The sequence below is a fragment of the Thiofilum sp. genome (genome assembly GCF_016711335.1).
Classification (GTDB): domain Bacteria; phylum Pseudomonadota; class Gammaproteobacteria; order Thiotrichales; family Thiotrichaceae; genus Thiofilum.
In genome coordinates this window covers 3,563,149-3,589,148 of record NZ_JADJTF010000001.1, presented here as the reverse complement: position 1 = coordinate 3,589,148, position 26,000 = coordinate 3,563,149, and the positions used below count along the sequence as shown (strand labels likewise).

The window sequence follows — 26,000 nt, the reverse complement described above, 5'->3', positions numbered from 1 at the left end:
ATACCTAACAGCGAATGTTGGTAATGACGGGTAGAAAAAAGCACACTGCTCTCTAATGGGGTAAAATGTGCTTAAATCCCTAGCGCCATTTGACTTCAATGACATCAACTCTTAGCATCGAAGTCACCTATCAAAAGCTGTTTAGCCACAGGAATTAAGTTATGAAAGGCAATCCCGCTCTGAATCAAGTACTCAATCAAGTGCTGCGTAGTCAGCTTACCGCTATCAATCAATATTTCCTACATGCCCGTATGTGTGGCAATTGGGGCTTAGAAAAGCTTAATGATAAGGAGTATCACCGCTCTATTAAGGCTATGAAACAGGCAGATGAACTTATTGAGCGTATTCTGTTTCTAGAAGGTCTACCTAATTTACAAGACTTAGGCAAAATTTATATTGGCGAGGATGTACCGGAAATAATAGCTAATGATTTACGTCTTAGTAGTGAAATCGTGACGGAGTTACGCAGTGCCATTGCTCGGTGCGAGCAGGAGCTGGACTATATTTCGCGTGATTTATTAGAAGATCTATTAGAAACCGAAGAAGAGCAAATCGACTGGTTAGAGAGTCAACAATGGGCAATAGCTAATGCAGGTCTGCCTAATTATTTACAAACGATGATGTAAAAAGGAGTATTGGCATGCAAGGTAGCCAACGTGTTATTGACGAGCTGAAAAAATTACTGGCGGGCGAATTAGCGGCACGCGATCAATATTTTATTCATTCCCGTATGTATGATGATTGGGGTTTAACCAAACTATATGAGCGTTTAGATCACGAGCGTCAAGAGGAAACCCAGCATGCGGATGCGATGATTAAGCGCATTTTATTTTTAGGCGGTATACCTGATTTAAATAATCAAGATAATTTAAATGTGGGTAGTGACGTGATTAGTATGCTCAAAAATGACCTAGCACTTGAATATCATGTCGTAGGGACTTTAAAAGCGGCTATTAAATTATGTGAAGAAGAACACGATTATGTCACCCGTGATCTACTTAAAGCACAGCTATTTGATACCGAAGAAGATCATGCTTATTGGCTAGAAAAACAATTAGGCTTAATCGATAAAATAGGGTTGCAGAATTATTTACAATCTCAGATGTAATCTATTCAGTCTGAGTATTGCTATTGTCTTTACTAGGGGCTGTTAGTTTATCCAAGACATAACTGACAGCTACCAGCGCAAACGTAGCCGTTACTGTCATCACCGAGCCTAAGCCTCCCGCACAAGTAAGTCCCGTCTTAGCACTAGCATTATCGGCAAAACTCATGGTTTCTTCAGACCATACGCACGGTATATCAAAACGCCGTTTAGGATTACGGGTAAAGTTATAATCCTGACGTAGTAGTTTACGCACTTTAGATAATAAGGGGTCTTGCAGGCTTTTAGTTAAATCAGTGAGGCGAATTTTAGTAGGATCTTTTTGTCCACCTGCACCGCCTAAAGTAATCATTTTAATTTTTTGGCGTTTACAATGTGCAATCAAGGCGGCTTTGATTTTAGAGTTATCAATACAATCGATGACATAATCAAAATTAGGCTTGATTAAGGTATTAATCGTTTCTAATTCTACAAAATCTTCAATAGCCGTTATTGAACATTGGGGATTAATATCAAAACAGCGTTCTTTTAAAATAGTAACTTTAGCTTTGCCTAAAGTGCTATCTAAAGCGACTAATTGCCGATTGATATTAGATTCACTCGCAGAATCTAAATCGATTAAGGTTAAATGCCCAATACCGCTACGTGTTAAAGCTTCGACTGCCCACGAGCCAACCCCGCCCACACCAATTACACACACATGCGCTTGTTGTAAACGGGCTAAACCTTCCACACCATATAAGCGAGCAATTCCCCCAAAACGGCGATTGAGGTCAGGTTCAGTGCTACAAGTGGTCATAGTAATGCTAATTCGTCTTACACCCTCCCTTGATAAGGGGAGGGTTGGGGAGGGGTTAAGCGTAAGGATGATTGAGAATAATGGTTTGTTCTCGATCAGGTCCGGTGGAAATAATATCAATCGGAGTTTCTAATACTTGCTCAATACGCTTTAAGTAAGAACGAGCATTAGCGGGTAGTTGATTGTAATCGGTAACACCAAAGGTTGATTCTGTCCAGCCGGGTAGCTCTTCATAAATAGGGGTACATTGTGCAAAACGCTCGGTTGAGACGGGAGGCACATCGTATTGCACCCCATCTAGTTCATACGCTACGCACAAACGAATCGTATCAATACCATCTAGTACATCCAGTTTTGTAATGCACAGACCACTAATACTATTAAGCTGCATAGCGCGGCGTAGTACTACTGCATCAAACCAGCCACAACGCCGTGCACGCCCTGTAGTGGCGCCAAACTCTTGACCTGTTTTAGCAATATGCTTACCCACATCGTCAAATAGTTCAGTGGGGAAGGGGCCTGAGCCCACTCGTGTGGTATAGGCTTTAGTAATCCCTAAAATATAATCCAAATCACGAGGACCAACACCCGCTCCGGTACAAGCGCCACCCGCTGTAGTATTGGAGGAGGTGACATAAGGGTAAGTACCATGATCAATATCGAGTAAAGTGCCCTGTGCACCTTCCATCATGACATGATGTCCAGCTTTGCGCAGTTCATATAAGCGGTGTGGAATATCCATAATCATAGGGCGCAAGATTTCACCCATGGCTAAACCTTGTTCCAAGGTTTGTTGGAAATCAACCGGCTCAGCATGATAGTAATTAACTAAAATAAAATTATGATATTCCAAAATAGTACGTAATTTAGCTTCAAATTGGGCGGGATCTAATAGATCACTCACTCTGACGCCACGACGTGAAATTTTATCCTCATAGGCTGGACCGATACCACGTCCGGTAGTGCCAATAGCTTGACTGCCACGGGCTTTTTCCCGCGCTAAGTCTAAGGCCGCATGATAGGGCAGAATCAATTGGCAGGATTCAGAAATACGTAAGCGCTCACGTACTGGGATGCCATTGTTTTCTAACATAGTAATTTCTTTTAACAGCGCTTCAGGAGAAAGCACTACCCCATTACCAATCAGACATTCCACCTCGGTGCGTAAAATACCGGAAGGAATTAAATGTAATACGGTTTTTTTACCATTAATCACTAGGGTATGACCGGCATTATGTCCTCCTTGAAAGCGCACGACTGCGGCGGCTTTCTCGGTGAGCAAATCAACGATTTTACCCTTACCCTCATCTCCCCATTGTGTACCGAGTACAACAACATTCTTACCCATACTTACTCTCACTCAAACTTTATTAAGAATCCATTGCCCATTTGCATGCACAAGCTGGCGGGTTAGTCCTAGATCAGCGGCTGTAGTGGTCTGACCTTCTAAAATACGAATAACACATTCCCCCTGTGAACGCAGTCCGGCAATGGTTTGTTCTAAAACAGGATCATTGATGGCTGGCGCTAAAATAGCCTGATTAGTAGTAGTATCAGAGGGTAAGTAACGTACTAATTCATGTAGATTAGTACTAAAGCCCGTTGCAGGGCGAGCACGTCCAAACGCTTCACCTATGCCGTCATAGCGTCCACCACGAGCAATTTCACGTCCCGTACCCGGAGTGTAAACCGCATAAACAATACCCGTGTGATAGCTATAACCGGATAGCTCGGCTAAATCGATATGAATACGACAAGCCGGATATTGTTGCTGTAGTAGGGTAACAATATGTTGCAAATAGTCTAGTGCGGCTAATACCTCTGCATTAGCTGCACTAAAGGCAGTTCTGGCTTGTTGCAGTACTTCAACGCCACCATATAAACGCGGTAAGGCATAAAGCATCGCTTTGGCTTCGTCACTGCACGAACGTTCTGCTAACCAAGGCTCTAACTCTGGTAGCGATTTGCGCTCCAATATAGCTAAGTATTGTTTTTGCTCTAAGTCATTGAGTTGTGCTTGCGCGACTAAACCGCTGAATACTTCGACATGACCAATACCCACTAAAATATCCGGTACTTGGCAATGCATTAAAGTTTGGAGGAGTAAAGCCAGTACTTCTAAATCACTATCTAAGCCCGCATGTCCAAACAATTCAGCCCCCACTTGCAAGGGAGCGCGTGAGCCATCACGATGAAAGCTTTTGGTGCGCAATACTGTGCCGATATAGCATAAACGATTAATTTCATTGGACTTAAGGCGATGAGCATCCATGCGTGCTATTTGGGGCGTCATATCGGCTCTGACGCCCATCATACGTCCATTAAGCTGATCAGTGAGCTTAAAGGTTTGCAGATCAAGATCAGTACCTTGAGCAATACGTAAGGATTCTAAATACTCAACCATCGGCGGCATCACCAATTGATAGCCCCAAGTGGCATAGAGGTCGAGCAGTTCACGGCGTAAGCGCTCTAAACGCGCAGCATCACTAGGCAATGCCTCATTAATCCCATCAGGGAGTGCCCAGTATTGATTAGCATTAGACATATTGGAGTTAGTCAGTCAGAAAGAGCAGTAGGATACCAGCAATAATACTGGCTAGACCAATCAAACGTAAGGTTTTTTCCGAATAGGTTAAAAACTCCTCATACGCTTTCTTGGATAAACGGGGGCTAATAAACGGCAATAGGCCCTCTATAATCAGTAAGAGGGCCAAAGCAGTGAGCAGACTTTGCCAGTTAATCATCGATTACTGTGCCGCAACAGCGTTAGACTGAGGTTGTTTTAAATAGCGGAAGAAATCAGCATTAGGATCAAGGATCATAGTGCTAGAGTTATCCCCTAAAGAACTACGGTAAGCTTGCAAACTACGGTAGAACGAGTAGAAAGCTGCATCCGCTTGATAAGCTTTAGCATAAATTTCTGCGGCTTTAGCATCACCCTCACCGCGTACTCTTTCAGCATCTCGATACGCCTGCGCTAAGATAATGGTCGACTCACGATCCGCAGCCGCCTGAATTTTCTCTGCTTCTTCTTTACCACGCGAGCGGAAATCTTGAGCCACGCGCTTACGTTCAGAACGCATACGCTCATAAACCGATTCACTCACTTGATCAGGGAAGTCGATTTTACTCACGCGCACATCAACTACTTCAATACCGAGTTCTTGCGCGGCATCATTGGATTTGGTTTTTAAGCCCTGCATGATTTGCGCCCGTTGAGCACTTAATGCTTCTTCGATAGTGCGCTTAGAAAACTCATTACGTAAGCCATCTTTCATAATGTCTTCTAAACGGTTAGTAGCATCTTGCATCCGTCCACCACCGGTGGAGCGATAAAACTTGCCTACGTCTTCAATACGCCATTTCACGAAAAAATCTACTTGTACGTATTTCTTTTCACTGGTTAAAAAGCGCTCCGAACTTGATTCAAGGGAAAGAATTTGCGCTGGAAAATAAGCCACTTGCTCGATGAGCGGGAAGCGAAAATGTAGTCCAGGCTCGATATTTGACTCAACAATTTCTCTAAAGCGAAATTTAATCGCACGCTCACGCTGATCTACGGTATAAGCCATGGTGTATAACACAATGATTAAAATACCCAGTGCAGCACCGATCATTTTAAGCGTAGAGGCATTCAATTTATTAGTAATACTCATGATTAACGTCCCTCGCGTGCAACACTAGGAATTAAAGAGCGCTCTTGGCGTATATTGTTGCTGGTATTAGGCGGATTAACGGAAGCAGGCGCGGGGGTGATCCCATTACTGTCACTGTTTTGCGAGGTAAAGCTAGCAGGAGGTGCAGGTAAAGGTTTCAGGTTTGAAGTGCTAGTGCCTTGCTCTAGAGGTAGATACAAAATGTTTTGCTGTTGGTTATCAACAATCACTTTACGTGAGCCACCTAATACTTTTTCCATAGTATCTAGATAGAGTCGTTCACGCGTAACAGCGGGTGCTTTTTGATACTCTGTGACAAGCTGAGTAAAGCGTGCTGCATCCCCTTCTGCTTGAGCGATGACTTGAGCGCGATAGGCATTTGCTTCTTCTAGTTTGCGTGCCGCTTGACCACGGGCTTCAGGTACTACTTTTTTAGAGTAAGCATCGGCTTCGTTTTGGAAGCGGTTGGCATCTTCACGAGCACGATTGGCATCATCAAAAGCGTCTTTCACTTCAGTAGGTGCTTCGGCATAGGTGAGGTTAACCTTAATAATGCGTACTCCGGCATTATAGCCATTGAGGATTTCTTGCATCAGGGTTTGAGCTTCTACCGCAATTTGTTCACGTCCTTCTTTTAAAATGAAGTCCATGCTATTGCGTCCTACGATTTCACGAATAGAACTGCGTAATACTTGATATAAAGTACCGCGACTTTGATCAATAGAGCTGTCGATATTCAGTACATTAAAGCTATAAGCGACTGGATCACTGACTTTGTATTGTACGGAAACCGCAATATCGACGATATTTTCGTCTTTGGTCAGCATAGTACTGCGATCTTGAGCGCTGCGGTTTTGATCCACATCGACTATTTCAATGCGCTCTATAGGATAGGGTAAATGCCAATGTAAGCCGGGCCCTGTGGTTTCTACATAAGAGCCAAAGCGTAATACTAGCGCTTGTTGGCGTGCATCTACGGTATAAATACCAAAAGCTAACCACGCAATGACACCGACTACTGCCAGCAGACCGACCGTTCTTAAATTAGGGGCTTGGCTAGAGGATTGATTATTAGAGCCACCACTGCTTTTGCGACCTCCTAATAATTCGTTCATTTTTTTAGTTAATGAGCTGATTAGCTCATCTGGATTAGCTTTGCTTCCCGTCGAGCGCTTTTTGCCAGTCCATGGGTCTTGATTGTTATCTCCCGGTTCATTCCAGGGCATAAAAAACTCCTAAAGTGATGGCTATCCAGACACGTATGCGTTAAGTGTTGAGCGTGTGATAATGACAGCACAGGCATAATTAAACTAAGAAGCGCATTGTAAGCACGTCATTTAAGAGTGGCAACTTTACTCTGTAATAAATGGACTTTAATTGAGCTTTTCATCACTAGCGTCTTGTTTTAGGGTAAGAGACGGTTCTTTTTAGGAGTAAATAGCGTTTATGAGTCAGATTTTAGTGGTGGGTAATGCTCTAATCGATCATATTTATGAGGTCGGTCATTATCCAGCAGAAGATGAAGAACTACGAGCTACGAGTCAAACCCAAACTTTAGGGGGTAATGGCACAAATACCGTGCAAGTGTTGCAGCAATTAGGCCATCTATGCACCTTACTCAATACCTTTGCAGCGGATAGTCAGGGCGAATGGCTAAGACAACAGCTAGAGCAACAGGGGATTGAGATCGGCTATTCACCGGTATTAGCGGGCTATCAAACCCCTAATTCTGTGATTTTACTCAATCAGCAAACCGGTAGTCGCACTATTATTCACCATCGGCATTTGCCAGAGTTAGCCCAAGAGGCTTTAAATAATCTGCCACTGGCTCAGTATGATTGGTTTCATTTTGAGGGGCGTAATGTAGAAGTTTTACCCCATTTAATTAAACAGGTACGCCAACATCAACTCAAAGCTCGCATTTCATTAGAGCTAGAAAAAAATCGTGCGGGTTTAGAGGTATTAATAGGCTTAGTGGATGTGGTTTTTATTTCACAAGCCTATTGGCAAGCCCAATATCCACACCTCACTCCCCAGCAATGGCTACAGCAATTAAGCAGTCATTATCCACACACGATAATGACATTAACCCTAGGGAAGCAGGGAGCTTTAGTGCTGGATAAAGGAGCAGAGATACAACACGTAACCGTGCCTACGGTACAAGTGGTGGATACGCTGGGGGCGGGGGATACATTTAATGCAGGGATGATTGCTGCTTTATGTGAGGGGCAAAATACACTAGAGGCAGTACACTTTGCGGTGCAATTAGCGCAACGCAAAGTGCAACAGTATGGTTTAGCGCGATTAGTTAAGCATTAGGGCTGGCTTCATCATTGCCCGCTTCACTGTTGGAAGCGGCTTTATATTTAGCTACCGCCGCTTTTACAGCGGGTACTAACTCACCATTTTGCAACATTTCTACCGTAATATCGCAACCACCCACTAATTCGCCATCAATATAAATCTGGGGGAAGGTAGGCCAGTCGGCATAGCGGGGTAAATTTTGGAAAATTTCCGGATCAGCTAGCACGTTGACATAGGCAAATTCCTCGCCGCACTGCATTAAGGCCTGAGCCGCACGGCTGGAAAACCCGCATTGAGGCATGCGTGGCGTGCCTTTCATAAAAATCACTACGGGATTATTTTTGACCGCTTGGTCAATACGCTCCATAACGTCCATGAGTACTCCTAAATAGCCAATTCTGATTAGTAGCTTTATTCTAACGTGCATTATTGGGAAATACACGTTACATCTCGTAGGGACATTATGGAGCTAAGGCAATAAACCTGTGCTTTAGTTGCTCAAACTGGCGCGTCCTACAATCAATGGGTCGACTGGAGTGACCGTTTTAGGATCTTTACCCGTATAGGAAAGTTTGTTGAGTACATAACGCATAGCATTGAGTCGAGCACGTTTTTTACAGTCTGACTTAAGAATAGTCCAAGGCGCTTCAGCCGTATCCGTGTGGAAAAACATAGCTTCTTTAGCCTTACTGTATTCATCCCATTTTTCTAGCGAGGCTAAATCAATAGGACTGAGTTTCCACTGTTTAAGGGGGTGGATTTTGCGCTCTTTAAAGCGTCGACGCTGTTCATCACGGCTTACAGAGAACCAGAATTTAATCACATGAATACCGCTTTTGACCAAATGACGTTCAAATTCAGGCGCTTGACGCATAAATTCAAGGTATTCGTCTTCGGTACAAAAGCCCATGACGCGTTCTACACCTGCACGGTTATACCAAGAGCGGTCGAATAATACGATCTCACCTGCGGTAGGTAAATGAGAAACATAGCGCTGGAAGTACCATTGACCCCGTTCGGTTTCGGTAGGTTTTTCCAAAGCGACGACGCGAGCACCACGAGGATTTAAGTGCTCCATAAAGCGCTTAATGGTTCCCCCTTTACCTGCCGCATCACGACCCTCAAATAGAATAACCACGCGTTGACCAGTCTCACGTACCCATGCTTGTAGTTTGAGGAGTTCAACCTGTAAGTGGTATTTTTGCTTTTCATAGTTTTTGCGTGACATACGATTTTTATAGGGATAAACCGCAGTACGCCAATTTTCTACTAATTCATCGTCGGGGCTAACCGGAAGTTTGCTCTTATCTGTCCACTTCAGTAGGGCTGATTTTAATAATATAGCATCTTCAGGAGAGGCATCATTTAACAGAGTTTCAAGCGTGGCAATAACGTTGTGACTATCAAGAGGAGGATTTTTTACATCCTTTTGAATAATATCTTCTATTGCCGCTAGCTTAGCAGCCCCCGTTTTAGTAACACCCTCATTAATGGTAAACTCATCCACCGGCTGATTATTGCGCGGGTCTTGAGTCATAGGAATGGTAGGCTCGACAGTTTGATCATTATCCATAAATACCTCCTTGGTTAGGGTCGACTGGATGAGTCCCTAAGTGAATAGCAGGCTTATAAGAGGCTGCTAAACCCTATATCGTAGTCTCAAAGACAAAATGTGTCAGTGATAAATATCAATTTATACCAAGGAGGCTAGTTATTAAAACCGTTATTAACTCAAGCTTAATGCTTAAGCACGTTGTGTCAGGTAGTGCTCATTGAGCCAATAAACAACATGATAATACTCGGCCTGAATCGCGGGTAATACAGTTTGGAGCGTACTATTACTTAACTGACAAGCCAATTGAGCAAGGCGTGTTGCCCCGACTTGTTGGCTTAAAGTTTTCAGTTTATAGCCTAATAACTGAATACGACTGGTATCGTTTTGGGTAAAAGCTAGGCGCAGTTGCTGAACAAGCTGTGAGGTTTCTTTATTAAATTGAGTCACAATAGACTCGAAAACCTCATCACCTAGATGGCTACGAACATTATTAAAAACATGTGAATCAATAGCTGCAATCATGGGTATGCTCATTTGTGTTGAACCCTAAGTTATTGTTATTATATGGGTGAATGGTATTTTGTTAAGCCTTAATTTTGTGGAGTCGCTATCCAACAGCAGGCTAGATGATTAAATGGTAACAAAACCGAGATTAGCGTCAATATGAATTTTGATGAGTGGGAAATTAGCATGAGATGCTTTTCTAGATCTTAAGGCTGACATATACTAAATACCCATGATGTTTATTTTAAATATAGGTTGCTCTTGAGCGCTACTATAATTTCCCCTCTTGCCACCATCCGTTTTGATTTAGAGCCTGTAGATACTGAGCGCTTAATGAATTTAAGTGGTCAGTTTGATCAGCATTTGCGTCAAATTGAAAATCGCTTAGGTATTACGATTGAAAATCGTGGTCATCAGTTTCAATTAACGGGTTTACCCACAGTAGTGACCACAGCCGAGCAGTTGTTGAAAGATCTCTATGCAGAAACGCAAGACACTCTATTGACCCCTGAGCATATCCATTTATCCATGCAGCAAGCGAACTTAGAGGCTGTAGTAGATCGTGATCCTAATGAGGTAAAGGTACGTACTCGCCGTGGCTATATTAAACCGAAAGGTGCAAGTCAACGTGACTATATTGAGCGTATTCGTGCCCATGATGTGAACTTTGGAGTAGGGCCTGCGGGTACAGGTAAAACATGGTTGGCGGTGGCCTGTGCGGTAGAAGCGCTAGAGCGTGATGAAGTCAGACGTTTGGTATTAGTGCGTCCAGCGGTGGAAGCGGGTGAAAAACTTGGTTTCTTACCCGGTGATTTAGCTCAAAAAATCGATCCTTATTTACGTCCTATTTATGATGCGCTGTATGAGATGATGGGCATTGAGAAGGTGACGCGCCTCATTGAACGTCATGTGATTGAAGTCGCTCCCTTAGCTTATATGCGCGGACGTACTTTAAACGACTCATTTATTTTGTTGGATGAAGCACAAAATACGACTACTGAACAAATGAAAATGTTCTTAACCCGCTTAGGCTTTGGTTCTACGGCTGTCATTACTGGGGACATTACCCAAATTGATTTACCGCGCCACCAAAAGTCGGGTTTAAAACATGTGCTAGAGATTTTACATGATGTCAAAGGGATTAGTTTTACCTTTTTTGACAGTAAAGATGTGGTGCGCCATAGCTTAGTACAACGTATCGTAGAGGCGTATGAGCGCCATAGTCAGAATGATGAATAGCTTACACATAGAATTGCAAAATGCCGCTGAATGGCCGCGTGTTCCCAGCCTTGAGCAGATGCAAACTTGGCTAGCACCAGCATTACAACCAGAACAAGGTGAGTGTGTGGTGCGTATTGTCGATGCAGAGGAGGGACGTAGTTTAAATGCTGACTATCGCGGCAAAGACTATGCGACCAATATTTTATCTTTTCCCAATGAATTACCTGATTTTGATTTAGAGCCGGAATTATTGGCGGAGTTAGATCAACATTATTTAGGCGATTTAGTGATTTGTGCAGAGGTACTTGAGCGTGAGGCGCAAGAGCAAAACAAACCGCTAGAGCATCATTGGGCGCATTTATTAATTCATGGTCTCTTGCATTTGCAAGGGTATGACCATATTACCGATGCAGAAGCAGAGGTAATGGAAACCTTAGAAATTACGCTTTTAGGGAAGTTAGGTATTCCCAACCCTTATCAACCACTTAATCAGGAATCATGAAAAACGACAGTTCAGATTCGAGGCCGCGACCTCGTTGGAAGCAATGGTTAATTGAGCGCTTAGACTTGTCTACGCAAAGTCGTGACGAGTTAATGGAAGAATTACACCGCATTAATAAAAAAAATATTTTGCCTGATGATGCAGTCAATATGATGCAGGGCGTAGTGAACTTTAGTTCATTGCAAGTGCAAGATGTCATGATTCCGCGTTCGCAGGTGCAATTCATCGGGCATGACGATGATTTTTCTACCATTTTAAAGCTTATTGCGGAAACGGAACACTCGCGCTATCCCGTAGTAGCGGATAATCGTGAAGATCTGATTGGTATCTTACTTGCCAAAGATTTGCTGCGTTATATCGGGCGGGAAGATGAGTTTGCCATAGATGATATTGTGCGCCCCGCTTTAATAGTGCCTGAAACGCAGCCCTTAAGCCGTTTGTTAGCAGAGTTTCGTAATAATCGCGCTCATATGGCGGTAGTCATTGATGAATATGCGGGTATTGCGGGCTTAGTAACCTTTGAGGATGTATTAGAGCAAATCGTCGGTGATATTGATGATGAATACGACGATGAGGAAGATGAAGATCCTAATATTATTCAGCAAGGTGGCGGGCGTTATTTAGTGTCAGGTATTACCCCTATTGAGGAACTCAATGAATTAGTAGGGATAGAGCTAGATGACGATGCGGCGGACACAGTGGCGGGTTTGATGATTAATCAACTTGGTAAAATCCCGCGTCCGGGCGAAGAAACGACGATTGGCGATTTAACCCTGCGTGTGCTATTGGGGGACAGTCGCCGTATTGAGCAAATTGAAGTGTTGGTGGGCAAGCAGCCTCATACCACTCCTGTGACTTAAACCAAGTTCCCAGCACTCCTCAACTAGGGGAGTACTGGGTTATGGTGCTTAAGCCCGTATATCCTGTGCTAATATCGTTTCCATATTGCGCTCTGCTAGTGCAGCAATCGTCAGTGAAGGGTTAGCTAAGCACGACCCCGGAATTAAACTGCCATCGACGACATATAAACGCTTATATCCATAAAGTCGCCCATAAGCATCCGTCGCTAAACCTAAAGGTATGCCCCCTAAAGGGTGTGCAACCCGTGTCGTGGAGGGTTTAGTAATAAAAATGGGCACGCCACTAATGCCACCATTAATGCGATTTAAACGATTGACAATATGTTCATGGGCTTGAGTAGGTTTAGTGCCTGCATCGCTGGGCCAATTCATAGTGAGTTTATTTTGCCACTTAGAGTAGGTAAAAGTGCCAGGACCGGTACGATCCTTGTCGAAATGCACCCCTAATTGCACCAGTGAGCGCAGATCAATGCCTGTGGGGAAATAGGCACATTCTAGGGTCATAGGACCATAAGGATTACTAAAGTCTTCTATGGTTTGGGTCAGGGGAGCCGCTTGTTTAGCCCCTAATGCCTCTGGCACGGTACGCGCCCAAGTCACATCGCCATTGCCACCCACTTTAGTACCTACATGTTGATTTAAATTAGGCAGGCTACCTTCTGCTTTGGCTTTCAGTAGTAAAGTATTCGTGCCTACCACACCAGCGCCTAGAAATAAGTACTCACAACGGATTTCTTCATAATAAAGCGTTGTACCCCAATCATTGATCTTACGGGTAAACACGCTATAGCCCGCGCCGAACGGCTTAATACTATCCACAATAGTGAGATCTGCAATGGTGACATTATTGGTATTGAGTGCTAGCTGTAGATAGCTTTTATCGAGGGATTTTTTACAGCCATTATTATTACCGTAAATCGTTTCGCCATTAATCGCCGAGGCTTTAATAGTGCCATTAATTTCTTTGCGAATAATATCAAAGTCATAGGCGCTGGGGGTGGGTTTTACGGTATAGCCAGCCTTTTCAGCATGTTGTTTAAAGACTTGGGCATAACGATAGTATTGAGTATTCAACAAATCCTCAGGAATGGTAGACGCTCTAATAATAGCCTCGGCGCGAGGATAGTATTTGGTCTCCATCTCACTCACATTAACCTGCCCATTAAAAATCGATTGTAGTACGAAATTGGGTGAACGCACCGTAACCCCGCCATACACAATGGAGCCACCGCCAACTGCCGCCCCTTGATAGGTACGCAAGCCATTAAAATCGGTATAGTCCAGCACTCCGGCATAGGGTAGCACGGGCAACTCGATTTTAACGGGTGGGGAGGAGAGGGTTTTAAACCATGAGCTACGGTGATCAGCGGGTAAGTTCGCACTAAACACATTAAAATTGGCTTGAGTACGCCACCATTGACCGCGCTCAATCATTAAGGTTTTAACGCCCGCTTGACCTAAACGCAGCCCCGCAACGGCTCCACCAAAGCCCGTACCAATGACCACGGCTTTAATAGTACGAGCGGGTTTAGTAGTGGTAAATAAAAACGCATTAGCGCTAGGACTGGTCGCGGCTAGACCCACGCCCGCAGCGGCACTGGAAAGTTTTAAAAATTGACGGCGCGAAGGTTGAGCAGGTTGTTTCATGGTGGTAGTACTTTTTATGATTGACTGAATAGCCCCATTCTAAGAATAGTGGGCAGGTGCTAAACAGTGACTTCCTGATGAGTGTTGTAATAAAAATTATTAATGGAAGGTTTAGGAAGCTAGCGATTTATAAAGAAGATATTTTTCCATTTATCTGATAATTCAGCAAGCTAGGTACAAGTATGGGATGATTAACAGGTATTGGCTTTATTAAAAGCTCTTATGTTTATACTAATAATCGGGCCATTATCATGATCAAACGTGCCTATCTTGTCCTAAGTTGTATACTGCTATGCTGTACTACAGGAGTGCAGGCTGAGCTTTATCGTTGGGTTGATGCGAATGGTAAGGTGAGCTACTCAGATAAGATTCCTCCCCAAGTGACAGGTCTAGGGCATGCTGAGCTAAATAAGCAAGGGACTACTGTTAAAGTAGCGCCTCCGGCTAAAACCGCCGCCGAATTAGCCGCTGCTAAAGAAGCCAAGCTTAAACAACAGCAATTAGCTGAAGAGGCGAAGTATAAAGCGGTACTAGAGCAAAATTTGCTGGATACCTACGCAACGGTAGATGAGTTAGTGGCAGTTTATGAAAGCCGCCTCAATCTGCAAAAGTCTAGCTTGGGTCAATTACGTGAAACTCGCGCTAAATTAGCCACCGATCTTAATAAGCAACGCGACAAGTTGGCTAAAACCAAAGATAAAGATCAGATTAAGACCTTAGAGGGCTTTATTAAAACCAGTGAGGCTGATTTAGCAAACTACGATAAAGCCATTCAACAAGGCTTAATGGAAACACTAAAGCTCAATGAGCAATACGAGTCAGATAAGCTGCGTTTGCAAGAGTTGCTCCAAGCAAAAGCCGCTAAGACAGCAGAGTCAGGTGCTCTGCAAGAAACACCTGCTGCGTCTGCTAATTGATTAAAGTGCGCTTGATTAAGGGGTGACTAGAGTGCCTACTCCGGTATCGGTTAGAAGTTCGAGTAGCACGGCATGAGCTAAGCGTCCATCAATAATACAAGCACTCCGCGCACCGGCTGCGAGGGCATCGGTAGCACAGGTGAGCTTAGGCAGCATACCGCCGTGAATCGTGCCATCAGCGATCAAATTATTAATATCATCACGGCTGAGTTCGGGCATGAGTTGACCTTGTTTATTCAATACCCCCGGAGTATTGGTCAGGAGTAAAAGTTTCTCAGCATTGAGCACTTGAGCCAGCTTACCCGCTACAATGTCGGCATTAATATTATAGCTCGCCCCATCCTCACCCACTCCAATAGGTGCGATCACCGGAATATAACGATCCTCTTCCAACATACGCACCACACTAGCGTCAATACTGGTGATTTCACCCACATGACCTAGATCAATGATTTCAGAGGGTTGATTATCCAGTGCCTTACGTTCTAGCAGCAGTTTACGGGCTTTAATCATATTGCCATCTTTACCCGTTAAACCAATGGCTCGTCCCCCCGCTTGATTGATAAGACTAACAATTTGCTTATTGACCAAGCCCCCTAGCACCATTTGCACCACATCCATGGTTTCGGAGTTAGTGACGCGCATGCCATCAATAAAGCGACTTTCGATATTAAGCTGACTGAGATAGCTATTAATTTGTGGTCCACCCCCATGCACCACTACAGGGTTAATCCCCACTTGCTTGAGTAGCACAATGTCGCGGGCAAAGCTTTGCTGTAGGGCAGGTTCAGTCATGGCATTGCCGCCGTATTTCACAACAATGGTTTTACCTGCATAACGCTGAATATAGGGCAGTGCTTCAATTAAAATAGCAGCGGTATCACTAGGAGTGCTGTTCATGTGGGATCGTCCTCGGTACGAATATAAACTTTAAAATTATCACGATAGTCACGTAGGTTTTCGCCTAACCAACGCCGATATTGACGGCTTAAGAGTTCCATATTGCTATCCATATCTTCGGTAAATTCGGCTCTATCGAGTGAATTGACCGCTGCAATAAAGGCACTAAAGCGTGTGGTGGCATAGGTCATAGCTGCAATGACGGCATTAGGATCGGCGGCTTGTTCGGTTAATTGATTCGCTAGCTCAATAAAGCTGTCCGCCATATCCCAGAAGGTGTCATCTTGATCAGGTGGTGTGGAATGTGAAGTACTCATGTACTACCAAGCCCTTTGTAGGTACTTAAAAAAGCGGATTATAAAGAGTTGCAGGTAAAAGGGGTATGGATTCGTGCAAGGTAGCTTTGTTTTGCTGGACGATAGACTATGAGCCATTGGTCGGTGGGGTGAATAATCCAATAGGTTTTAACACCGTGACGCTCGTAGAGTCGGAGCTTTTTTCCATGTCCATGATAGTTGAGGAGGGGGGAGTAAATCCTGAGCATCACATGGCTGGTTTCTCTGTCAACGTAAGTTTGAGCTAGTACAGGCTGCGATTGTTCGGGCTGTTCATTACTTTTACTGCCGAGCGGGTATTTTAGTCTTTGCGCTTATTTTAAAATCCCCTCTTGCTTGCAAAATGCAATGGCTTTTTCAGCTTTTTGTTTAATATCTTCCCTTGTTTGTACTACCTGAACAGCTTCCTGCATGGCTTGGCAGATGTAAGTTTTGTCTTGGCTAGCTTCTGTCGCTGAAAATAGGTTACGTGCTTGTTTGTCGCCATAAATATTAGGGTACTGTTGAGCCAGAGGTGACAGTATTTCAGTGGCTTCTTTTAATAAGACAAAAGCTTTTTCTTTATCGTTCCAATTCAGGTGAGCTACACCATAATTTCCTAAAGTACTGGCTAAATCAGGCAAATAGACGTTGGGATTGTCTTCGGCGAGTTGTCGTCTGAGGGTTAGTACTTCGTTGTAGAAGGTTTCCGCTTTCTTGCGTCCTTGGGTGTCTTGACTCATTAAAGCAGCCAAGTTGCTTAAGGTCATGGCAACATAGGGTAAATAGACGTTGGGATTATCCTTGACGAGTTGGCGATACAGGGCTAAGGCTTCGTTATAGAGGGTTTCGGCGTCCTTACGTCGTTGGGTATCATCGCTGAACAAAGCAGCCAGATTGTTTAAGATTCCTGCGACATGGGGTAAATAGACGTTGGGATTATTTTTGGCGAGTTGGCGATGCAGGGTTAAGGCTTCGTTATAGAGAGTTTCGGCATCCTTGCGTCGTTGGGCGTCATCGCTGACCAAATTAGCCAAATTGTTTAAAGTGATGGCGATATCAGGTAAATAGACATTAGGATTATCTTTGGCAAGTTGGCGATGCAGGGTTAAGGCTTCGTTATAAAGGGTTTCGGCGTCCTTGCGTCGTTGGGCGTCATCGCTGACCAAATTAGCCAGATTGTTTAGGGTCATGGCGACATCGGGTAAATAGACGTTGGGATTCTGCTTAGCGAGTTGACGATAGATAGTAAGGGCTTCGTTATAAAGGGATTCAGCGTCGTTGCGTCGTTGGGTGTCATCGTCGACCAAAGTAGCCAGATTGTTTAAGGTCATGGCGACATGGGGTAAATAGATGTTGGGATTATCCTTAGCGAGTTGTCGTCTGAGGGTAAGGGCTTCGTTATAAAGGGATTCAGCGTCGTTGCGCCGATGGGTGTCATCGTCGATTAAAGCAGCCAGATTGTTTAACAACCCGGCGATTTTTGCATTATTGAGAGTACTTTCTGCTTTCCATTGTTTTAATAATGCAATATAAACCTGTTCGGCTTCATTACGCTGATTTTGTTTCTGTAAAAGTAGCGAATAATCAAAAGCATATGTTTCATTCTCAGGACGATATTGATAAGCCTTTTTCAAATGCTCCAACGCTTTTTGTGGCTTAAAAGCCAATTGCAAAGCCTGCCCCGCTCGGTATTGATAATCGGCTGCTTTGTCCACTTCTTTTTCTTGCTTATCAGCCAACTCTTCTAAAATCTTTGCCGCCTTCTCAAAGTCACCTTGTTTCAATGCCGCATCAGCTTCTTTTAAACGCTCATTATCAGGTTCAGTAACTAAACCCGCTTGAATACTTGCTTCCAACTCATGATAGCGCTTTTCCCAACTCGCAATTTCTTCACGTAAATCCGCCATAAGTTTTTCAACTTCTTCAGGGGTACGCATTTGCTCCATGCGTTTCACTACCATCTCCTTTAAAGAAGACTCCAGTGATTTTAAAGCGGCTTCAGGAATAGTACTGTTGTGACAATTAATCGTCAGCGAATCTACTTGCCCATCAATTTGTGGAATGCAATCACCGATTTCAGTTTTAGAAAATAAACTCACCTCAGCATAAACAGCAGGCAAAGGGGACAGTACTCCCGCTAATAACAAACTCAATAAAGTACGCTTTAACATTACTTGCCCCCTTGATTATGACAGTTGATTTCTACGCCGCCTGTAACATTACTAAGGTCGCCGCTACAATCACCCTTGCTCCCACTGGTAAACACCATAATAACAGTAATAATAATCCCCAATAACACAGCAGCCGCGCCAATCCAAGCCGCCTTCATAGCATCACTCATAGGCTTACCCTCTCTTACTCCCTGCCCCCCTTGCGGGGGAAGGGCTGGGGAAGGGGGCGAATGAAGTAGCCCCTGAATTTCCGCCTCAGTATCTTTAATCAAATGCTCAAGCTGAAACTTACGCGCCGCATCCGTTTCCAAATCAAATTGCTCGTACAATTTAGCCAACTTTTGATGAAGCAAAGTAAGTCGTTGTTGCTGAATATCAGTAATAGTCAAGGGATTTGCCATAACTGCCCTTAGAGAGGAGGGAATAAAAGCAGTATAGCCTAATGATTAACGGTAGATAAACTGGAATAAGGGGTACTTAATGACACACTATCATTAAGCCTGAAGTACTTTGACCGCATATTGAGGGATATACTGATCTCTAGTGACTAACACTAGATTTTCTATTAGAGCCTGAGCAATAAGCATACGATCAAAAGAGTCTTGGTGAATCGCGGGAAGTTTTCCGGCGACATCGCCATGTGCTAGCGCAATAGGTAAGTGTATAAAACGGTGAGCCTTAATTTCTTCAAATAGGTTATCTGGTACTTCGAGTTTACCTAGTGCCTGTTTAATGGACATTTCCCAGACCGAGGCAGCGCTTACATAAACATTGTTTTTGCCGTTAATGATGGCGGCTCGTGCTGGTGTGCTTAAAGTAGGGTTATTTTCCAGTGCCCAAATGAGAGCATGCGTATCTAACAGTAGATTCATAGTGTCCCATAACCCTGAAAAGCGCTCATAATTTCAGCAGGTAGAGTGTCAAAGTCGTCTGCTATTTTGACCTTGCCTTCCCAACTCCCACCCAATACACGGTCGGCTTGATCCGCTTGATAGGGAATTAAACGCGCAACGGGTTTGCCTGCTTTGCCAATAATGATTTCTTGACCTTGCTCAACCAAAGCAATCAAAGCCGATAGGCTGCTTTTAGCCTCTGAGATATTAGTAATGTGCATAATCATGTACCTCTACTATGAGTCTGGTCTAGTCTGGTCTGGTAGTCAAGCAGATACGAAAGAAGTGTTAGTGATAGGGTTTTTATGCCTAAAGTGTGTTTCAAGTTTATAAAAAGTTGTGCAACTTTAGATAAAATATTGATTTAGGCTGGAGGCTCTTTTTAGCTTGTTGACTTATTTATCCAATCCTTTCAGACTAGCGGTCATCTTTTTAAGATAGTATTGACTCTTTGCTGTTGGTAATCTGCACTTTTCAACCCCTCTTGCCGCTGAGCCACAATATGAGTGCTGAAGGATTTTTATGTCGGATAACCCCAAGCCTAAACCCATTCAGATTCTCGAAGAAAAATTAGATCGTTTACAGAGACAGCGTGCGCTAGAAACTCGTGTTGAGGAGCAGATGCGGCTAGATGCTGTTATTGAAGATACTCAACAACAATTGGTTAAAGCCCATCAGCGCCTAGCTATTTCAGTGTTTTCGATCTTTGGGAAAAAACTAGCTATGGGTGTGGGTATTTTTAGTGGGGTCGCTGGAGGATACTTCGCCTATCAGCAATGGGTACAACTTCCTCTACTTCCGGAAATGGTCGCTATACCAAGTGGTGCATTTGTGATGGGGTGTCTAGAGCCACGCGATCTAGTAAAGGGTATCGTAAAGCGCTGTTTTGAGCATGAAAAACACTTGGCTAAACCTATTGAAGTGCGTGGTTTTCAGTTATCTAGTACCGAGATCACTTTTTTTCAATGGGATGCGTGTGTTGCTGAGGGTGGATGTAATGGCTACACACCTGCTGATCATGGTTGGGGGCGCGGTTCACATCCTGTTATCAATGTCAGTTGGTTGGATACTAAGGATTATTTGCGTTGGCTTAGCAGCAAAACAGGTAAGCGCTATCGTTTGCCAACAGAAATTGAATGGGAGTACGCCGCACGAGCAGGTGAGTGGGAAAAGAATGCTTATTCTTGGGGAAGTGAGCCGCCCGCTTGTGATTCTAATGCCAAAAATGGCGCTCGTTTTGATGGTGCTCAGGGTAAATCATGCTCAATAGAAGGTAAGGAGTCGGGTACTGCTAAGGTCGCTTCCTATAAGCCTAATGCATATGGTTTGTACGATATGCACGGTAATGTATGGGAGTGGTGTGCTGATCCTTATATAGAGTATGGCAAGCAGGTTAATACCTTAGTTAATCCAGAACAAACCGCTTATGTATTGCGTGGCGGCTCATGGGTTAGGGGAGCTGAAATGCTCAGATCAGCCTATCGCTATACTGCATGGGCTTCAGAGCGCAGTGATGGGGTAGGTTTTCGTGTGGCTTTGGATATTGAGTAAGTTTAGTTAATAAAATGGGAGTGCCCGTATGAGTCATGCAATAAAATCCTTGGATATAGTTCGTTTGTTGTTACCTAAACTATTTTTATCCAGCCTAGTATTATCTTTATTAGTCACACCTTATTTTAGCTATGCAGAAAATACTACTCCAGAAAGTAAAGTGAGTAATGGTGTTGTTATTGATACGTCTGGAAAACGTTTTGCCTTAATAATTGGTAATAGTGATTATAGTGAAAAATCGTTGATTAATCCTAAGCATGATGCGGAGGATATGGCAAAGGCTCTAAAAGAGCTTGGGTTTGAGGAGCCTAAGGTACTCTATGATGCAACCCGCTCTCAAATACTAAATGCTTTAGAGGATATTAAGCTTCTTTTATTAGAAAACCCTAATAGCATAGTGGTTTATTATTTTGCGGGTCATGGTTTGCAAGTTGATGGTGTGAATTACTTATTACCGATTGGTAGTGACTACGCTTCTAAGATAATGTTGGAGAATGGTGACGGTATTAAATTAGATACAGTATTAAGCTCTTTAAAAGAGGGTCAGCCTAAAGCGGGTATTGTTATTTTAGATGCATGTCGTGATAACCCATATAAAGCAAAGTTAGAGCAAGGAGCTCGTAGTGCTAAAATAGCACAAGGACTGGGTGAGATTAGTTTTCCTTCGGGGTTTTGGGTAGCGTATTCGGCTTCACCTGGAACGATAGCTTTAGATGGTGATAGTGGGCAACGTAATAGTCCTTATGCCACTGCTTTATTAAAACATCTGCGTACCCCAGAGATCGATTTAGCTGATATTTTTGATTTAGTAAGGAGAGATGTTGAAGTGTCAACGAACTTCAAGCAGTTACCTCGTGAAATTAAAGGGTTGTCAGGTCGACTATATTTTGCAGGATTGCCTAAGGCTAAAAAACTATTCGGGGAATCTACCAAAGCACAAATAGCAGAGCTATTAATCAAGGCCCAGAAAAATCCAAAAGAGTTAATTAATTTGCAAGAGCTTTTAGTTGCCGAAGGTGCTATGTCTGTATCTAGTGCAGATCCACAAATGCAAGCTGTTAGTATTGCTACACAACAAGTGAGCGATAATACTGAACAAAAAGCTTTAGCCCAAGCTATGGATGTTTATCTTAGTTCTAATAAAAGCTCTGTGGAGCAATTAGAGAGTTTAAGCAATCAAGGTAATGTGTTTGCAGGTATGATGTTAGAATGGGGTTATCGAGGGGGGGCAGCAGGATTTGATAAGAATTCTGATAGAGCTGATCATTATTTAGTACAGAGTCAGGAAGCCTATAAAAAATTAGAGACCTTAAAGCACTTAAATGACCCGATTGTAGATAGCTGGATAGCCAATCAATATCGAGGATCAGATAACTATGAGCAGCAGGCTTTAGCTATACCTATTTTAGAGAAAGCAGCTGAAAAAGGTTTTGGTTACGCCCAATATGCCTTAGGTGTTATGTATGAATATGGAAGAGGAGTGGAGAAATCCGAGGAGGAGGCTACTAAGTGGTATAAAAAGGCTTCAAATCAACAGCTAGCTTATGCACAAAATAATCTGGGTTGGTTTTATGAGTCTGGAAAAGGAGGCTTAGAAAAAGATGAAAAGAAAGCACTAGATCTTTATGAGGCAGCAGTAAAGCAAGGTTATGCCCAAGCTCAAAATAATTTAGGAGCCTTTTATGCGAAAGGTAAAGGTGGTTTAGATAAAGATGAAAAAAAGGCTTTAGACTTATATCAAAAAGCAGCCAATCAGAATAACTCTGATGCACAAAATAATTTAGGTCGGTTTCATGCTTCTGGAAAGGCAGGCTTAGAAAAAAATGAAGAAAAAGCGCGTCAATTATATGAAGCATCAGCACAACAAGGGAATATTGATGCCCAAGTAAATTTAGCATTGATGCATGCCAAAGGTGAAGGAGGGTTAAAAAAAGACGAAAAATTAGCTATAAATCTTTTAAAAGCATTGGTGGATAAAGACATAGCGCGTGCCCAGCTTGAGCTAGGCTTTGCTTATGAAAGAGCTTTATACGGATTGCCTAAAAATGAAGAAAAGGCAGTTGAGTTATATAAAAAATCAGCAAATCAAGGTTATGCTAATGCACAAAATAATTTAGGTTGGTTTTATGCTTCTGGAAAAGGAGGCTTAGAAAAAAATGAAAAGAAAGCTTTAGAGCTATATCAAAAAGCAGCCGATCAAGGCAATGCTATGGCACAAGCTAATTTAGGTGAGTTCTACGAGTATGGTAAAGCTGAACTAAAAAAAGATGAGTTAAAGGCATTGGAGTTATATAGGAAATCTGCAAGTCAAGAAAATGAAAAGGGGCAAGTTAGTTTGGCTTGGTTTTTTGAGGATGATAAAGCTGGTTTAGAAAAAGATGAAAAACAGGCGCTTAATTGGTATAAGAAAGCAGCAGATCAAGGAAACGCTCGCGCTCAGAGAGCAATAGGTTGGGCTTACCGATATGGAAAGTTAGGCCTTAAACCAGATAGCTTACAAGCATTAGATTTATTTCAAAAAGCAGCAGATCAGAATGATGCAAGAGCTATATATGAGTTAGGTTTAATGCATGAAGAAGGTGAGGGAGTAAGTGAAAATGCTTCAAAGGCTATCGAGCTTTATACTGAGGCAGCTAATCTAGGAAGTAGTTCAGCCCAGCTTAAATTAGGTACGATTTATGATTACGGAACTACAGGCGTGAAAGAAAATTTAGATACTGCCAAAAAATGGTATAAATTGGCTGCAGATCAGAATAATAATGTAGCTCAAAATAATTTAGGGATTCTTTACTATCGTAAAGAACTTAACAAAGAAGATGCTATTATGTGGCTTAAAAAAGCTGCTGAAGCCGGAAATATTTCATCTCAGAATAGTTTAGCTATAATTTATGAAGAGCAAGGCGATATTGACTCTGCAATGGAGTGGTATTTAAAAGCTAAAAAGTTAGGAGATAGCTATGCAGGTGATAATTTGCAAAGATTGATTGATTCTCAGAGTAAGCCTGTTATTAAGGAGGTAGTCCGCACAGTAGTAGATTGTTCTAGTGGCAATTGTGATAAGAAAAGAGAGGTAGTCAAAGCACCTGAGGCAGCAACGCCACAAGATTACACTCATACGCACCCTGCTGTTCCCGGATGTACTGGGGCAACCACCCATGCACACCCCTATACAGACCCTAATCACACTCATAACTATAAATGCCGATAAAAGTACTTAATCTTGCTCTGCCACTGTATAAGTGGCGTGAGCTGTAATGAATGAATAATTACCCAACCCCACAGCCCTAAAATCACTATAATCTATTTACCCATTCACCTAAGAAAGCACTCTGATGGCTGAAAAAGACATTATTAGTAAAGACGTGTTACAACATTTAGCCGCTGATATTGCCAATATTTTGCTGCATCTTGATGTAGAGCACGATTCGGTAGAATTATTACAAACCGAACAACAACGCATTGAATCACGCCGTGCTGATATGGTTGCTCGCATGCGTCGCCGCGCTAATGGTGAGCAATTTATTCTCCATGTCGAAATTCAAAACGCCAACGATGCGACCATGCCGATTCGTATGTTGCGTTATCTCACTGATATTGTGATGCTTTATCAGGATGAACCCGTATATCAGTATTTGGTCTATATTGGTAAATCCCGTCTGACGATGCCCAATGAGTACTTACAGCCTGACCTACAGTATCGTTATCAAGTACTCGATATGCACACGGTAGATTGCAATTTATTAATCACTCAGGACACGCCAGAAGCCTTAGTTTTGGCAATCTTGTGTGATTTTAAAGGTCAGGATGCGCAGGAAATTGTCAATTATATTGTGTTGCGTCTCCGACAATTGACTGCTGATAACGAACAAGCGTTTCGGAATTATTATGAAATGCTAGAAACTTTAGCAGATAATAGAGACTTACAAGCCAACCTAGACGAGGCAAAAAATATGCTTACACAAGTCGATGTCACTCGCTTTGCCAGTTATCGTTGGGGAGTAGAGGCAACTATGCGGCAATTACAACCCTTATTAGATGAAAAAGACCAACAGCTTTTGAATGAGCAGAAATTGCGTCAAGCAGAACAGCAGCGGGTGCGTCGTGGTGTGCAGCAATTAGCCCAAATGAATACCCTGACTCATCAAGCGATTGCGGATATTTTTCAATTAAGCTTGGCAGAGGTAGAAGCCATTTTAGCTGATCAACCTAATGGCTCAGTGCATTAAGCTTTGAGTATTTTTACGGTGTATTGATGCGGTACGGATTGCTAGTAATCCGTACTAGCTCAATAGCTTCTGCGTTTCCTCAATTACCCAATCTAGCCGCATTTGCTCCTCCACACGCGTCTCCATAATTCGTTGCCGCTGCAATAGCTCCAGTTTCTTAAGCAGCAATTCATGATTACGCACCGATAAGCTAGAAGTACTCGCCCCCCTAGTCACTGGCTCTGCCACAACAGGTTTTAATAACGCTGTATTAGTTAGCAGCACTGGAATCTCCGCCCCTTTGATCCCCGCCAAACCAATTGCTGTCACCCCCAATTGATGTGCAAACTCAAATGACTCTCCAGCTCCTAATGCATCATAAAAGGCTACGGCATATTCCAGTGCCGCCTTATCGGAAATAGCCTCTGACATGCCTATGACATAGGGAATATATTGAGTGATTACCTCCGCTTGCACACGGCTATAACATGCATTGAGTAGCACACACTGAATCTTATCTTTAAACAAACTCAACAAACTACCTAAGGCCTCATTAGGAATAGCTTGGGCTTTGCCCGTTGGATCCTCAAGCATTAAGCCTAATAAGCCCTCACCATGCCCACTAAAATGCACAATGGTGGGTTTCACTTCTAATAAAGCACGGCGTAAATCCTGAGCACGTAACGCATGGCGTGTTTCTAACTTAAAAGCATCACGTTGTTGAGCGCGTTGCAAGCCTTCTCGAATATCGCGCACCTCTTGATCAAGGCGCAGTGGTTTAGTGTCGGTAGGATTAGCGGCGAGAACTAGAATTGTATGCTGCATAGTGTTGCCTAAGAGTAAACTATTGGCTCATTATAACGACTTCGCTAGAAAAACACTGCATGGCATCC

General features: G+C 43.1%; 28 protein-coding genes. 10 read left to right on the top strand and 18 right to left on the bottom strand.

Annotated elements, in window-relative coordinates; all coding sequences use genetic code 11:
* Positions 1 to 161: 161 nt before the first annotated feature.
* Positions 162 to 626 (top strand): bacterioferritin, encoded by a 465-nt coding sequence (gene bfr / locus IPL34_RS16790; protein ID WP_296842647.1) that lies wholly within the window; start codon positions 162 to 164, stop codon positions 624 to 626.
* A gap of 14 nt (positions 627 to 640) precedes the next feature.
* Positions 641 to 1,108: a bacterioferritin gene (bfr, locus tag IPL34_RS16785; RefSeq protein ID WP_296842646.1), complete on the top strand. Its 468-nt coding sequence runs from the start codon at positions 641 to 643 to the stop codon at positions 1,106 to 1,108.
* Between the two features lies 1 nt (position 1,109).
* Here bfr (IPL34_RS16785) and IPL34_RS16780 read toward each other — a convergent pair whose 3' ends face one another.
* The 6 genes from IPL34_RS16780 to hflK are packed head-to-tail and all read right to left on the bottom strand — an operon-like array spanning position 1,110 to position 6,786.
* Positions 1,110 to 1,904, bottom strand: coding sequence for a tRNA threonylcarbamoyladenosine dehydratase (locus IPL34_RS16780; protein WP_296842645.1), 795 nt, complete (start codon positions 1,902 to 1,904; stop codon positions 1,110 to 1,112).
* Positions 1,905 to 1,959: 55 nt separating this feature from the next.
* Positions 1,960 to 3,252, bottom strand: a complete 1,293-nt coding sequence (locus IPL34_RS16775) for an adenylosuccinate synthase (protein WP_296842644.1) — start codon at positions 3,250 to 3,252, stop codon at positions 1,960 to 1,962.
* A gap of 12 nt (positions 3,253 to 3,264) precedes the next feature.
* On the bottom strand, positions 3,265 to 4,449 hold the full coding sequence (locus IPL34_RS16770) for an ATP phosphoribosyltransferase regulatory subunit (RefSeq protein WP_296842643.1): 1,185 nt from the start codon (positions 4,447 to 4,449) through the stop codon (positions 3,265 to 3,267).
* Positions 4,450 to 4,456: 7 nt separating this feature from the next.
* Positions 4,457 to 4,648: a DUF2065 domain-containing protein gene (locus IPL34_RS16765; RefSeq protein WP_296842642.1), complete on the bottom strand. Its 192-nt coding sequence runs from the start codon at positions 4,646 to 4,648 to the stop codon at positions 4,457 to 4,459.
* A 3-nt stretch (positions 4,649 to 4,651) separates the two neighbouring features.
* Positions 4,652 to 5,560, bottom strand: a complete 909-nt coding sequence (gene hflC, locus IPL34_RS16760) for a protease modulator HflC (protein ID WP_296842641.1) — start codon at positions 5,558 to 5,560, stop codon at positions 4,652 to 4,654.
* Positions 5,561 to 5,562: 2 nt separating this feature from the next.
* Positions 5,563 to 6,786 carry an FtsH protease activity modulator HflK gene (hflK, locus tag IPL34_RS16755; RefSeq protein ID WP_296842640.1) on the bottom strand — a complete coding sequence of 408 codons (1,224 nt, stop codon included), beginning with the start codon at positions 6,784 to 6,786 and terminating at the stop codon, positions 5,563 to 5,565.
* 220 nt (positions 6,787 to 7,006) lie between these two features.
* On the opposite strand from hflK, the gene IPL34_RS16750 reads away from it, so the two are divergent.
* Positions 7,007 to 7,879, top strand: coding sequence for a PfkB family carbohydrate kinase (locus tag IPL34_RS16750; protein ID WP_296842639.1), 873 nt, complete (start codon positions 7,007 to 7,009; stop codon positions 7,877 to 7,879).
* Here IPL34_RS16750 and grxD read toward each other — a convergent pair.
* The 3 genes from grxD to IPL34_RS16735 form a co-directional block, all read right to left on the bottom strand.
* A complete protein-coding gene (grxD, locus tag IPL34_RS16745; protein ID WP_296842638.1) occupies positions 7,869 to 8,240 on the bottom strand; it encodes a Grx4 family monothiol glutaredoxin in 372 nt (123 codons plus the stop codon). The two genes, IPL34_RS16750 and grxD, sit on opposite strands and share 11 nt — an antisense overlap.
* A gap of 114 nt (positions 8,241 to 8,354) precedes the next feature.
* Entirely contained in the window at positions 8,355 to 9,092 is a 738-nt protein-coding gene (gene ppk2, locus IPL34_RS16740; protein WP_296843082.1) for a polyphosphate kinase 2, read from the bottom strand.
* A gap of 516 nt (positions 9,093 to 9,608) precedes the next feature.
* Positions 9,609 to 9,941, bottom strand: a complete 333-nt coding sequence (locus IPL34_RS16735; RefSeq protein ID WP_296842637.1) for a hypothetical protein — start codon at positions 9,939 to 9,941, stop codon at positions 9,609 to 9,611.
* A gap of 315 nt (positions 9,942 to 10,256) precedes the next feature.
* Here IPL34_RS16735 and IPL34_RS16730 point away from each other — a divergent pair, with 315 nt between their 5' ends.
* From IPL34_RS16730 to IPL34_RS16720, 3 genes are read left to right on the top strand one after another with little or no spacing between them, the layout of a single operon-like run.
* Positions 10,257 to 11,162 (top strand): PhoH family protein, encoded by a 906-nt coding sequence (locus tag IPL34_RS16730; RefSeq protein ID WP_296843081.1) that lies wholly within the window; start codon positions 10,257 to 10,259, stop codon positions 11,160 to 11,162.
* Positions 11,134 to 11,646 carry an rRNA maturation RNase YbeY gene (gene ybeY, locus IPL34_RS16725; RefSeq protein ID WP_296842636.1) on the top strand — a complete coding sequence of 171 codons (513 nt, stop codon included), beginning with the start codon at positions 11,134 to 11,136 and terminating at the stop codon, positions 11,644 to 11,646. Before IPL34_RS16730 ends, ybeY begins: the two co-directional genes overlap by 29 nt.
* Positions 11,643 to 12,506, top strand: a complete 864-nt coding sequence (locus tag IPL34_RS16720; protein ID WP_296842635.1) for a transporter associated domain-containing protein — start codon at positions 11,643 to 11,645, stop codon at positions 12,504 to 12,506. Before ybeY ends, IPL34_RS16720 begins: the two co-directional genes overlap by 4 nt.
* 48 nt (positions 12,507 to 12,554) lie before the next feature.
* Here the strand turns inward: IPL34_RS16720 and IPL34_RS16715 are convergent, their stop codons facing one another.
* Positions 12,555 to 14,153: a GMC oxidoreductase gene (locus IPL34_RS16715; RefSeq protein ID WP_296842634.1), complete on the bottom strand. Its 1,599-nt coding sequence runs from the start codon at positions 14,151 to 14,153 to the stop codon at positions 12,555 to 12,557.
* A gap of 251 nt (positions 14,154 to 14,404) precedes the next feature.
* Here IPL34_RS16715 and IPL34_RS16710 point away from each other — a divergent pair, with 251 nt between their 5' ends.
* Positions 14,405 to 15,070, top strand: a complete 666-nt coding sequence (locus IPL34_RS16710; protein ID WP_296842633.1) for a DUF4124 domain-containing protein — start codon at positions 14,405 to 14,407, stop codon at positions 15,068 to 15,070.
* Positions 15,071 to 15,085: 15 nt separating this feature from the next.
* On the opposite strand, the gene argB is transcribed toward IPL34_RS16710, so the two are convergent.
* From argB to IPL34_RS16680, 7 genes are all read right to left on the bottom strand, one after another.
* On the bottom strand, positions 15,086 to 15,970 hold the full coding sequence (gene argB, locus IPL34_RS16705) for an acetylglutamate kinase (RefSeq protein ID WP_296842632.1): 885 nt from the start codon (positions 15,968 to 15,970) through the stop codon (positions 15,086 to 15,088).
* Positions 15,967 to 16,287 (bottom strand): DUF3144 domain-containing protein, encoded by a 321-nt coding sequence (locus tag IPL34_RS16700; protein WP_296842631.1) that lies wholly within the window; start codon positions 16,285 to 16,287, stop codon positions 15,967 to 15,969. The genes argB and IPL34_RS16700 overlap by 4 nt, the downstream gene beginning before the upstream one ends.
* A gap of 38 nt (positions 16,288 to 16,325) precedes the next feature.
* Positions 16,326 to 16,514 (bottom strand): Uma2 family endonuclease, encoded by a 189-nt coding sequence (locus tag IPL34_RS20770; protein ID WP_366931072.1) that lies wholly within the window; start codon positions 16,512 to 16,514, stop codon positions 16,326 to 16,328.
* A gap of 105 nt (positions 16,515 to 16,619) precedes the next feature.
* The gene (locus IPL34_RS16695; protein ID WP_296842630.1) at positions 16,620 to 18,458 is read right to left on the bottom strand and encodes a tetratricopeptide repeat protein; all 1,839 of its coding nucleotides are present in this window, start codon (positions 18,456 to 18,458) and stop codon (positions 16,620 to 16,622) included.
* A complete protein-coding gene (locus IPL34_RS16690) occupies positions 18,458 to 18,859 on the bottom strand; it encodes a hypothetical protein (protein ID WP_296842629.1) in 402 nt (133 codons plus the stop codon). Before IPL34_RS16690 ends, IPL34_RS16695 begins: the two co-directional genes overlap by 1 nt.
* A 93-nt stretch (positions 18,860 to 18,952) precedes the next feature.
* A complete protein-coding gene (locus tag IPL34_RS16685; RefSeq protein ID WP_296842628.1) occupies positions 18,953 to 19,330 on the bottom strand; it encodes a type II toxin-antitoxin system VapC family toxin in 378 nt (125 codons plus the stop codon).
* Complete coding sequence (locus IPL34_RS16680; RefSeq protein WP_296842627.1) at positions 19,327 to 19,578, bottom strand: type II toxin-antitoxin system Phd/YefM family antitoxin; 252 nt, start codon at positions 19,576 to 19,578, stop codon at positions 19,327 to 19,329. Before IPL34_RS16680 ends, IPL34_RS16685 begins: the two co-directional genes overlap by 4 nt.
* A 295-nt stretch (positions 19,579 to 19,873) precedes the next feature.
* Here IPL34_RS16680 and IPL34_RS16675 point away from each other — a divergent pair, with 295 nt between their 5' ends.
* From IPL34_RS16675 to IPL34_RS16665, 3 genes are all read left to right on the top strand, one after another.
* The gene (locus tag IPL34_RS16675) at positions 19,874 to 20,902 is read left to right on the top strand and encodes an SUMF1/EgtB/PvdO family nonheme iron enzyme (protein ID WP_296842626.1); all 1,029 of its coding nucleotides are present in this window, start codon (positions 19,874 to 19,876) and stop codon (positions 20,900 to 20,902) included.
* Positions 20,903 to 20,930: 28 nt separating this feature from the next.
* Positions 20,931 to 24,110: a caspase family protein gene (locus IPL34_RS16670; protein WP_296842625.1), complete on the top strand. Its 3,180-nt coding sequence runs from the start codon at positions 20,931 to 20,933 to the stop codon at positions 24,108 to 24,110.
* Between the two features lie 124 nt (positions 24,111 to 24,234).
* Complete coding sequence (locus IPL34_RS16665; protein ID WP_296842624.1) at positions 24,235 to 25,128, top strand: hypothetical protein; 894 nt, start codon at positions 24,235 to 24,237, stop codon at positions 25,126 to 25,128.
* A gap of 54 nt (positions 25,129 to 25,182) precedes the next feature.
* Here IPL34_RS16665 and IPL34_RS16660 read toward each other — a convergent pair whose 3' ends face one another.
* Entirely contained in the window at positions 25,183 to 25,932 is a 750-nt protein-coding gene (locus IPL34_RS16660; RefSeq protein WP_296842623.1) for a CHAT domain-containing protein, read from the bottom strand.
* Positions 25,933 to 26,000 lie beyond the last annotated feature (68 nt).

What these genes read in the sequence shown, in the direction of transcription:
- argB (WP_296842632.1), bottom strand. Translation starts at nt 15,970, where the DNA reads ATGAACAGCACTCCTAGTGATACCGCTGCTATTTTAATTGAAGCACTG.
- IPL34_RS16685 (WP_296842628.1), bottom strand. Translation starts at nt 19,330, where the DNA reads ATGAATCTACTGTTAGATACGCATGCTCTCATTTGGGCACTGGAAAAT.
- IPL34_RS16765 (WP_296842642.1), bottom strand. Translation starts at nt 4,648, where the DNA reads ATGATTAACTGGCAAAGTCTGCTCACTGCTTTGGCCCTCTTACTGATT.
- IPL34_RS16710 (WP_296842633.1), top strand. Translation starts at nt 14,405, where the DNA reads ATGATCAAACGTGCCTATCTTGTCCTAAGTTGTATACTGCTATGCTGT.
- IPL34_RS16735 (WP_296842637.1), bottom strand. Translation starts at nt 9,941, where the DNA reads ATGATTGCAGCTATTGATTCACATGTTTTTAATAATGTTCGTAGCCAT.
- IPL34_RS16780 (WP_296842645.1), bottom strand. Translation starts at nt 1,904, where the DNA reads ATGACCACTTGTAGCACTGAACCTGACCTCAATCGCCGTTTTGGGGGA.
- IPL34_RS16730 (WP_296843081.1), top strand. Translation starts at nt 10,257, where the DNA reads ATGAATTTAAGTGGTCAGTTTGATCAGCATTTGCGTCAAATTGAAAAT.
- IPL34_RS16720 (WP_296842635.1), top strand. Translation starts at nt 11,643, where the DNA reads ATGAAAAACGACAGTTCAGATTCGAGGCCGCGACCTCGTTGGAAGCAA.
- IPL34_RS16680 (WP_296842627.1), bottom strand. Translation starts at nt 19,578, where the DNA reads ATGATTATGCACATTACTAATATCTCAGAGGCTAAAAGCAGCCTATCG.
- IPL34_RS16665 (WP_296842624.1), top strand. Translation starts at nt 24,235, where the DNA reads ATGGCTGAAAAAGACATTATTAGTAAAGACGTGTTACAACATTTAGCC.
- IPL34_RS16700 (WP_296842631.1), bottom strand. Translation starts at nt 16,287, where the DNA reads ATGAGTACTTCACATTCCACACCACCTGATCAAGATGACACCTTCTGG.
- IPL34_RS16775 (WP_296842644.1), bottom strand. Translation starts at nt 3,252, where the DNA reads ATGGGTAAGAATGTTGTTGTACTCGGTACACAATGGGGAGATGAGGGT.
- bfr (WP_296842647.1), top strand. Translation starts at nt 162, where the DNA reads ATGAAAGGCAATCCCGCTCTGAATCAAGTACTCAATCAAGTGCTGCGT.
- IPL34_RS16670 (WP_296842625.1), top strand. Translation starts at nt 20,931, where the DNA reads ATGAGTCATGCAATAAAATCCTTGGATATAGTTCGTTTGTTGTTACCT.
- IPL34_RS16675 (WP_296842626.1), top strand. Translation starts at nt 19,874, where the DNA reads ATGTCGGATAACCCCAAGCCTAAACCCATTCAGATTCTCGAAGAAAAA.
- hflK (WP_296842640.1), bottom strand. Translation starts at nt 6,786, where the DNA reads ATGCCCTGGAATGAACCGGGAGATAACAATCAAGACCCATGGACTGGC.
- grxD (WP_296842638.1), bottom strand. Translation starts at nt 8,240, where the DNA reads ATGGACGTTATGGAGCGTATTGACCAAGCGGTCAAAAATAATCCCGTA.
- IPL34_RS20770 (WP_366931072.1), bottom strand. Translation starts at nt 16,514, where the DNA reads ATGCTCAGGATTTACTCCCCCCTCCTCAACTATCATGGACATGGAAAA.
- bfr (WP_296842646.1), top strand. Translation starts at nt 641, where the DNA reads ATGCAAGGTAGCCAACGTGTTATTGACGAGCTGAAAAAATTACTGGCG.
- IPL34_RS16750 (WP_296842639.1), top strand. Translation starts at nt 7,007, where the DNA reads ATGAGTCAGATTTTAGTGGTGGGTAATGCTCTAATCGATCATATTTAT.
- IPL34_RS16715 (WP_296842634.1), bottom strand. Translation starts at nt 14,153, where the DNA reads ATGAAACAACCTGCTCAACCTTCGCGCCGTCAATTTTTAAAACTTTCC.
- ppk2 (WP_296843082.1), bottom strand. Translation starts at nt 9,092, where the DNA reads ATGTCACGCAAAAACTATGAAAAGCAAAAATACCACTTACAGGTTGAA.
- IPL34_RS16695 (WP_296842630.1), bottom strand. Translation starts at nt 18,458, where the DNA reads ATGTTAAAGCGTACTTTATTGAGTTTGTTATTAGCGGGAGTACTGTCC.
- IPL34_RS16770 (WP_296842643.1), bottom strand. Translation starts at nt 4,449, where the DNA reads ATGTCTAATGCTAATCAATACTGGGCACTCCCTGATGGGATTAATGAG.
- hflC (WP_296842641.1), bottom strand. Translation starts at nt 5,560, where the DNA reads ATGAGTATTACTAATAAATTGAATGCCTCTACGCTTAAAATGATCGGT.
- ybeY (WP_296842636.1), top strand. Translation starts at nt 11,134, where the DNA reads ATGAGCGCCATAGTCAGAATGATGAATAGCTTACACATAGAATTGCAA.
- IPL34_RS16660 (WP_296842623.1), bottom strand. Translation starts at nt 25,932, where the DNA reads ATGCAGCATACAATTCTAGTTCTCGCCGCTAATCCTACCGACACTAAA.
- IPL34_RS16690 (WP_296842629.1), bottom strand. Translation starts at nt 18,859, where the DNA reads ATGGCAAATCCCTTGACTATTACTGATATTCAGCAACAACGACTTACT.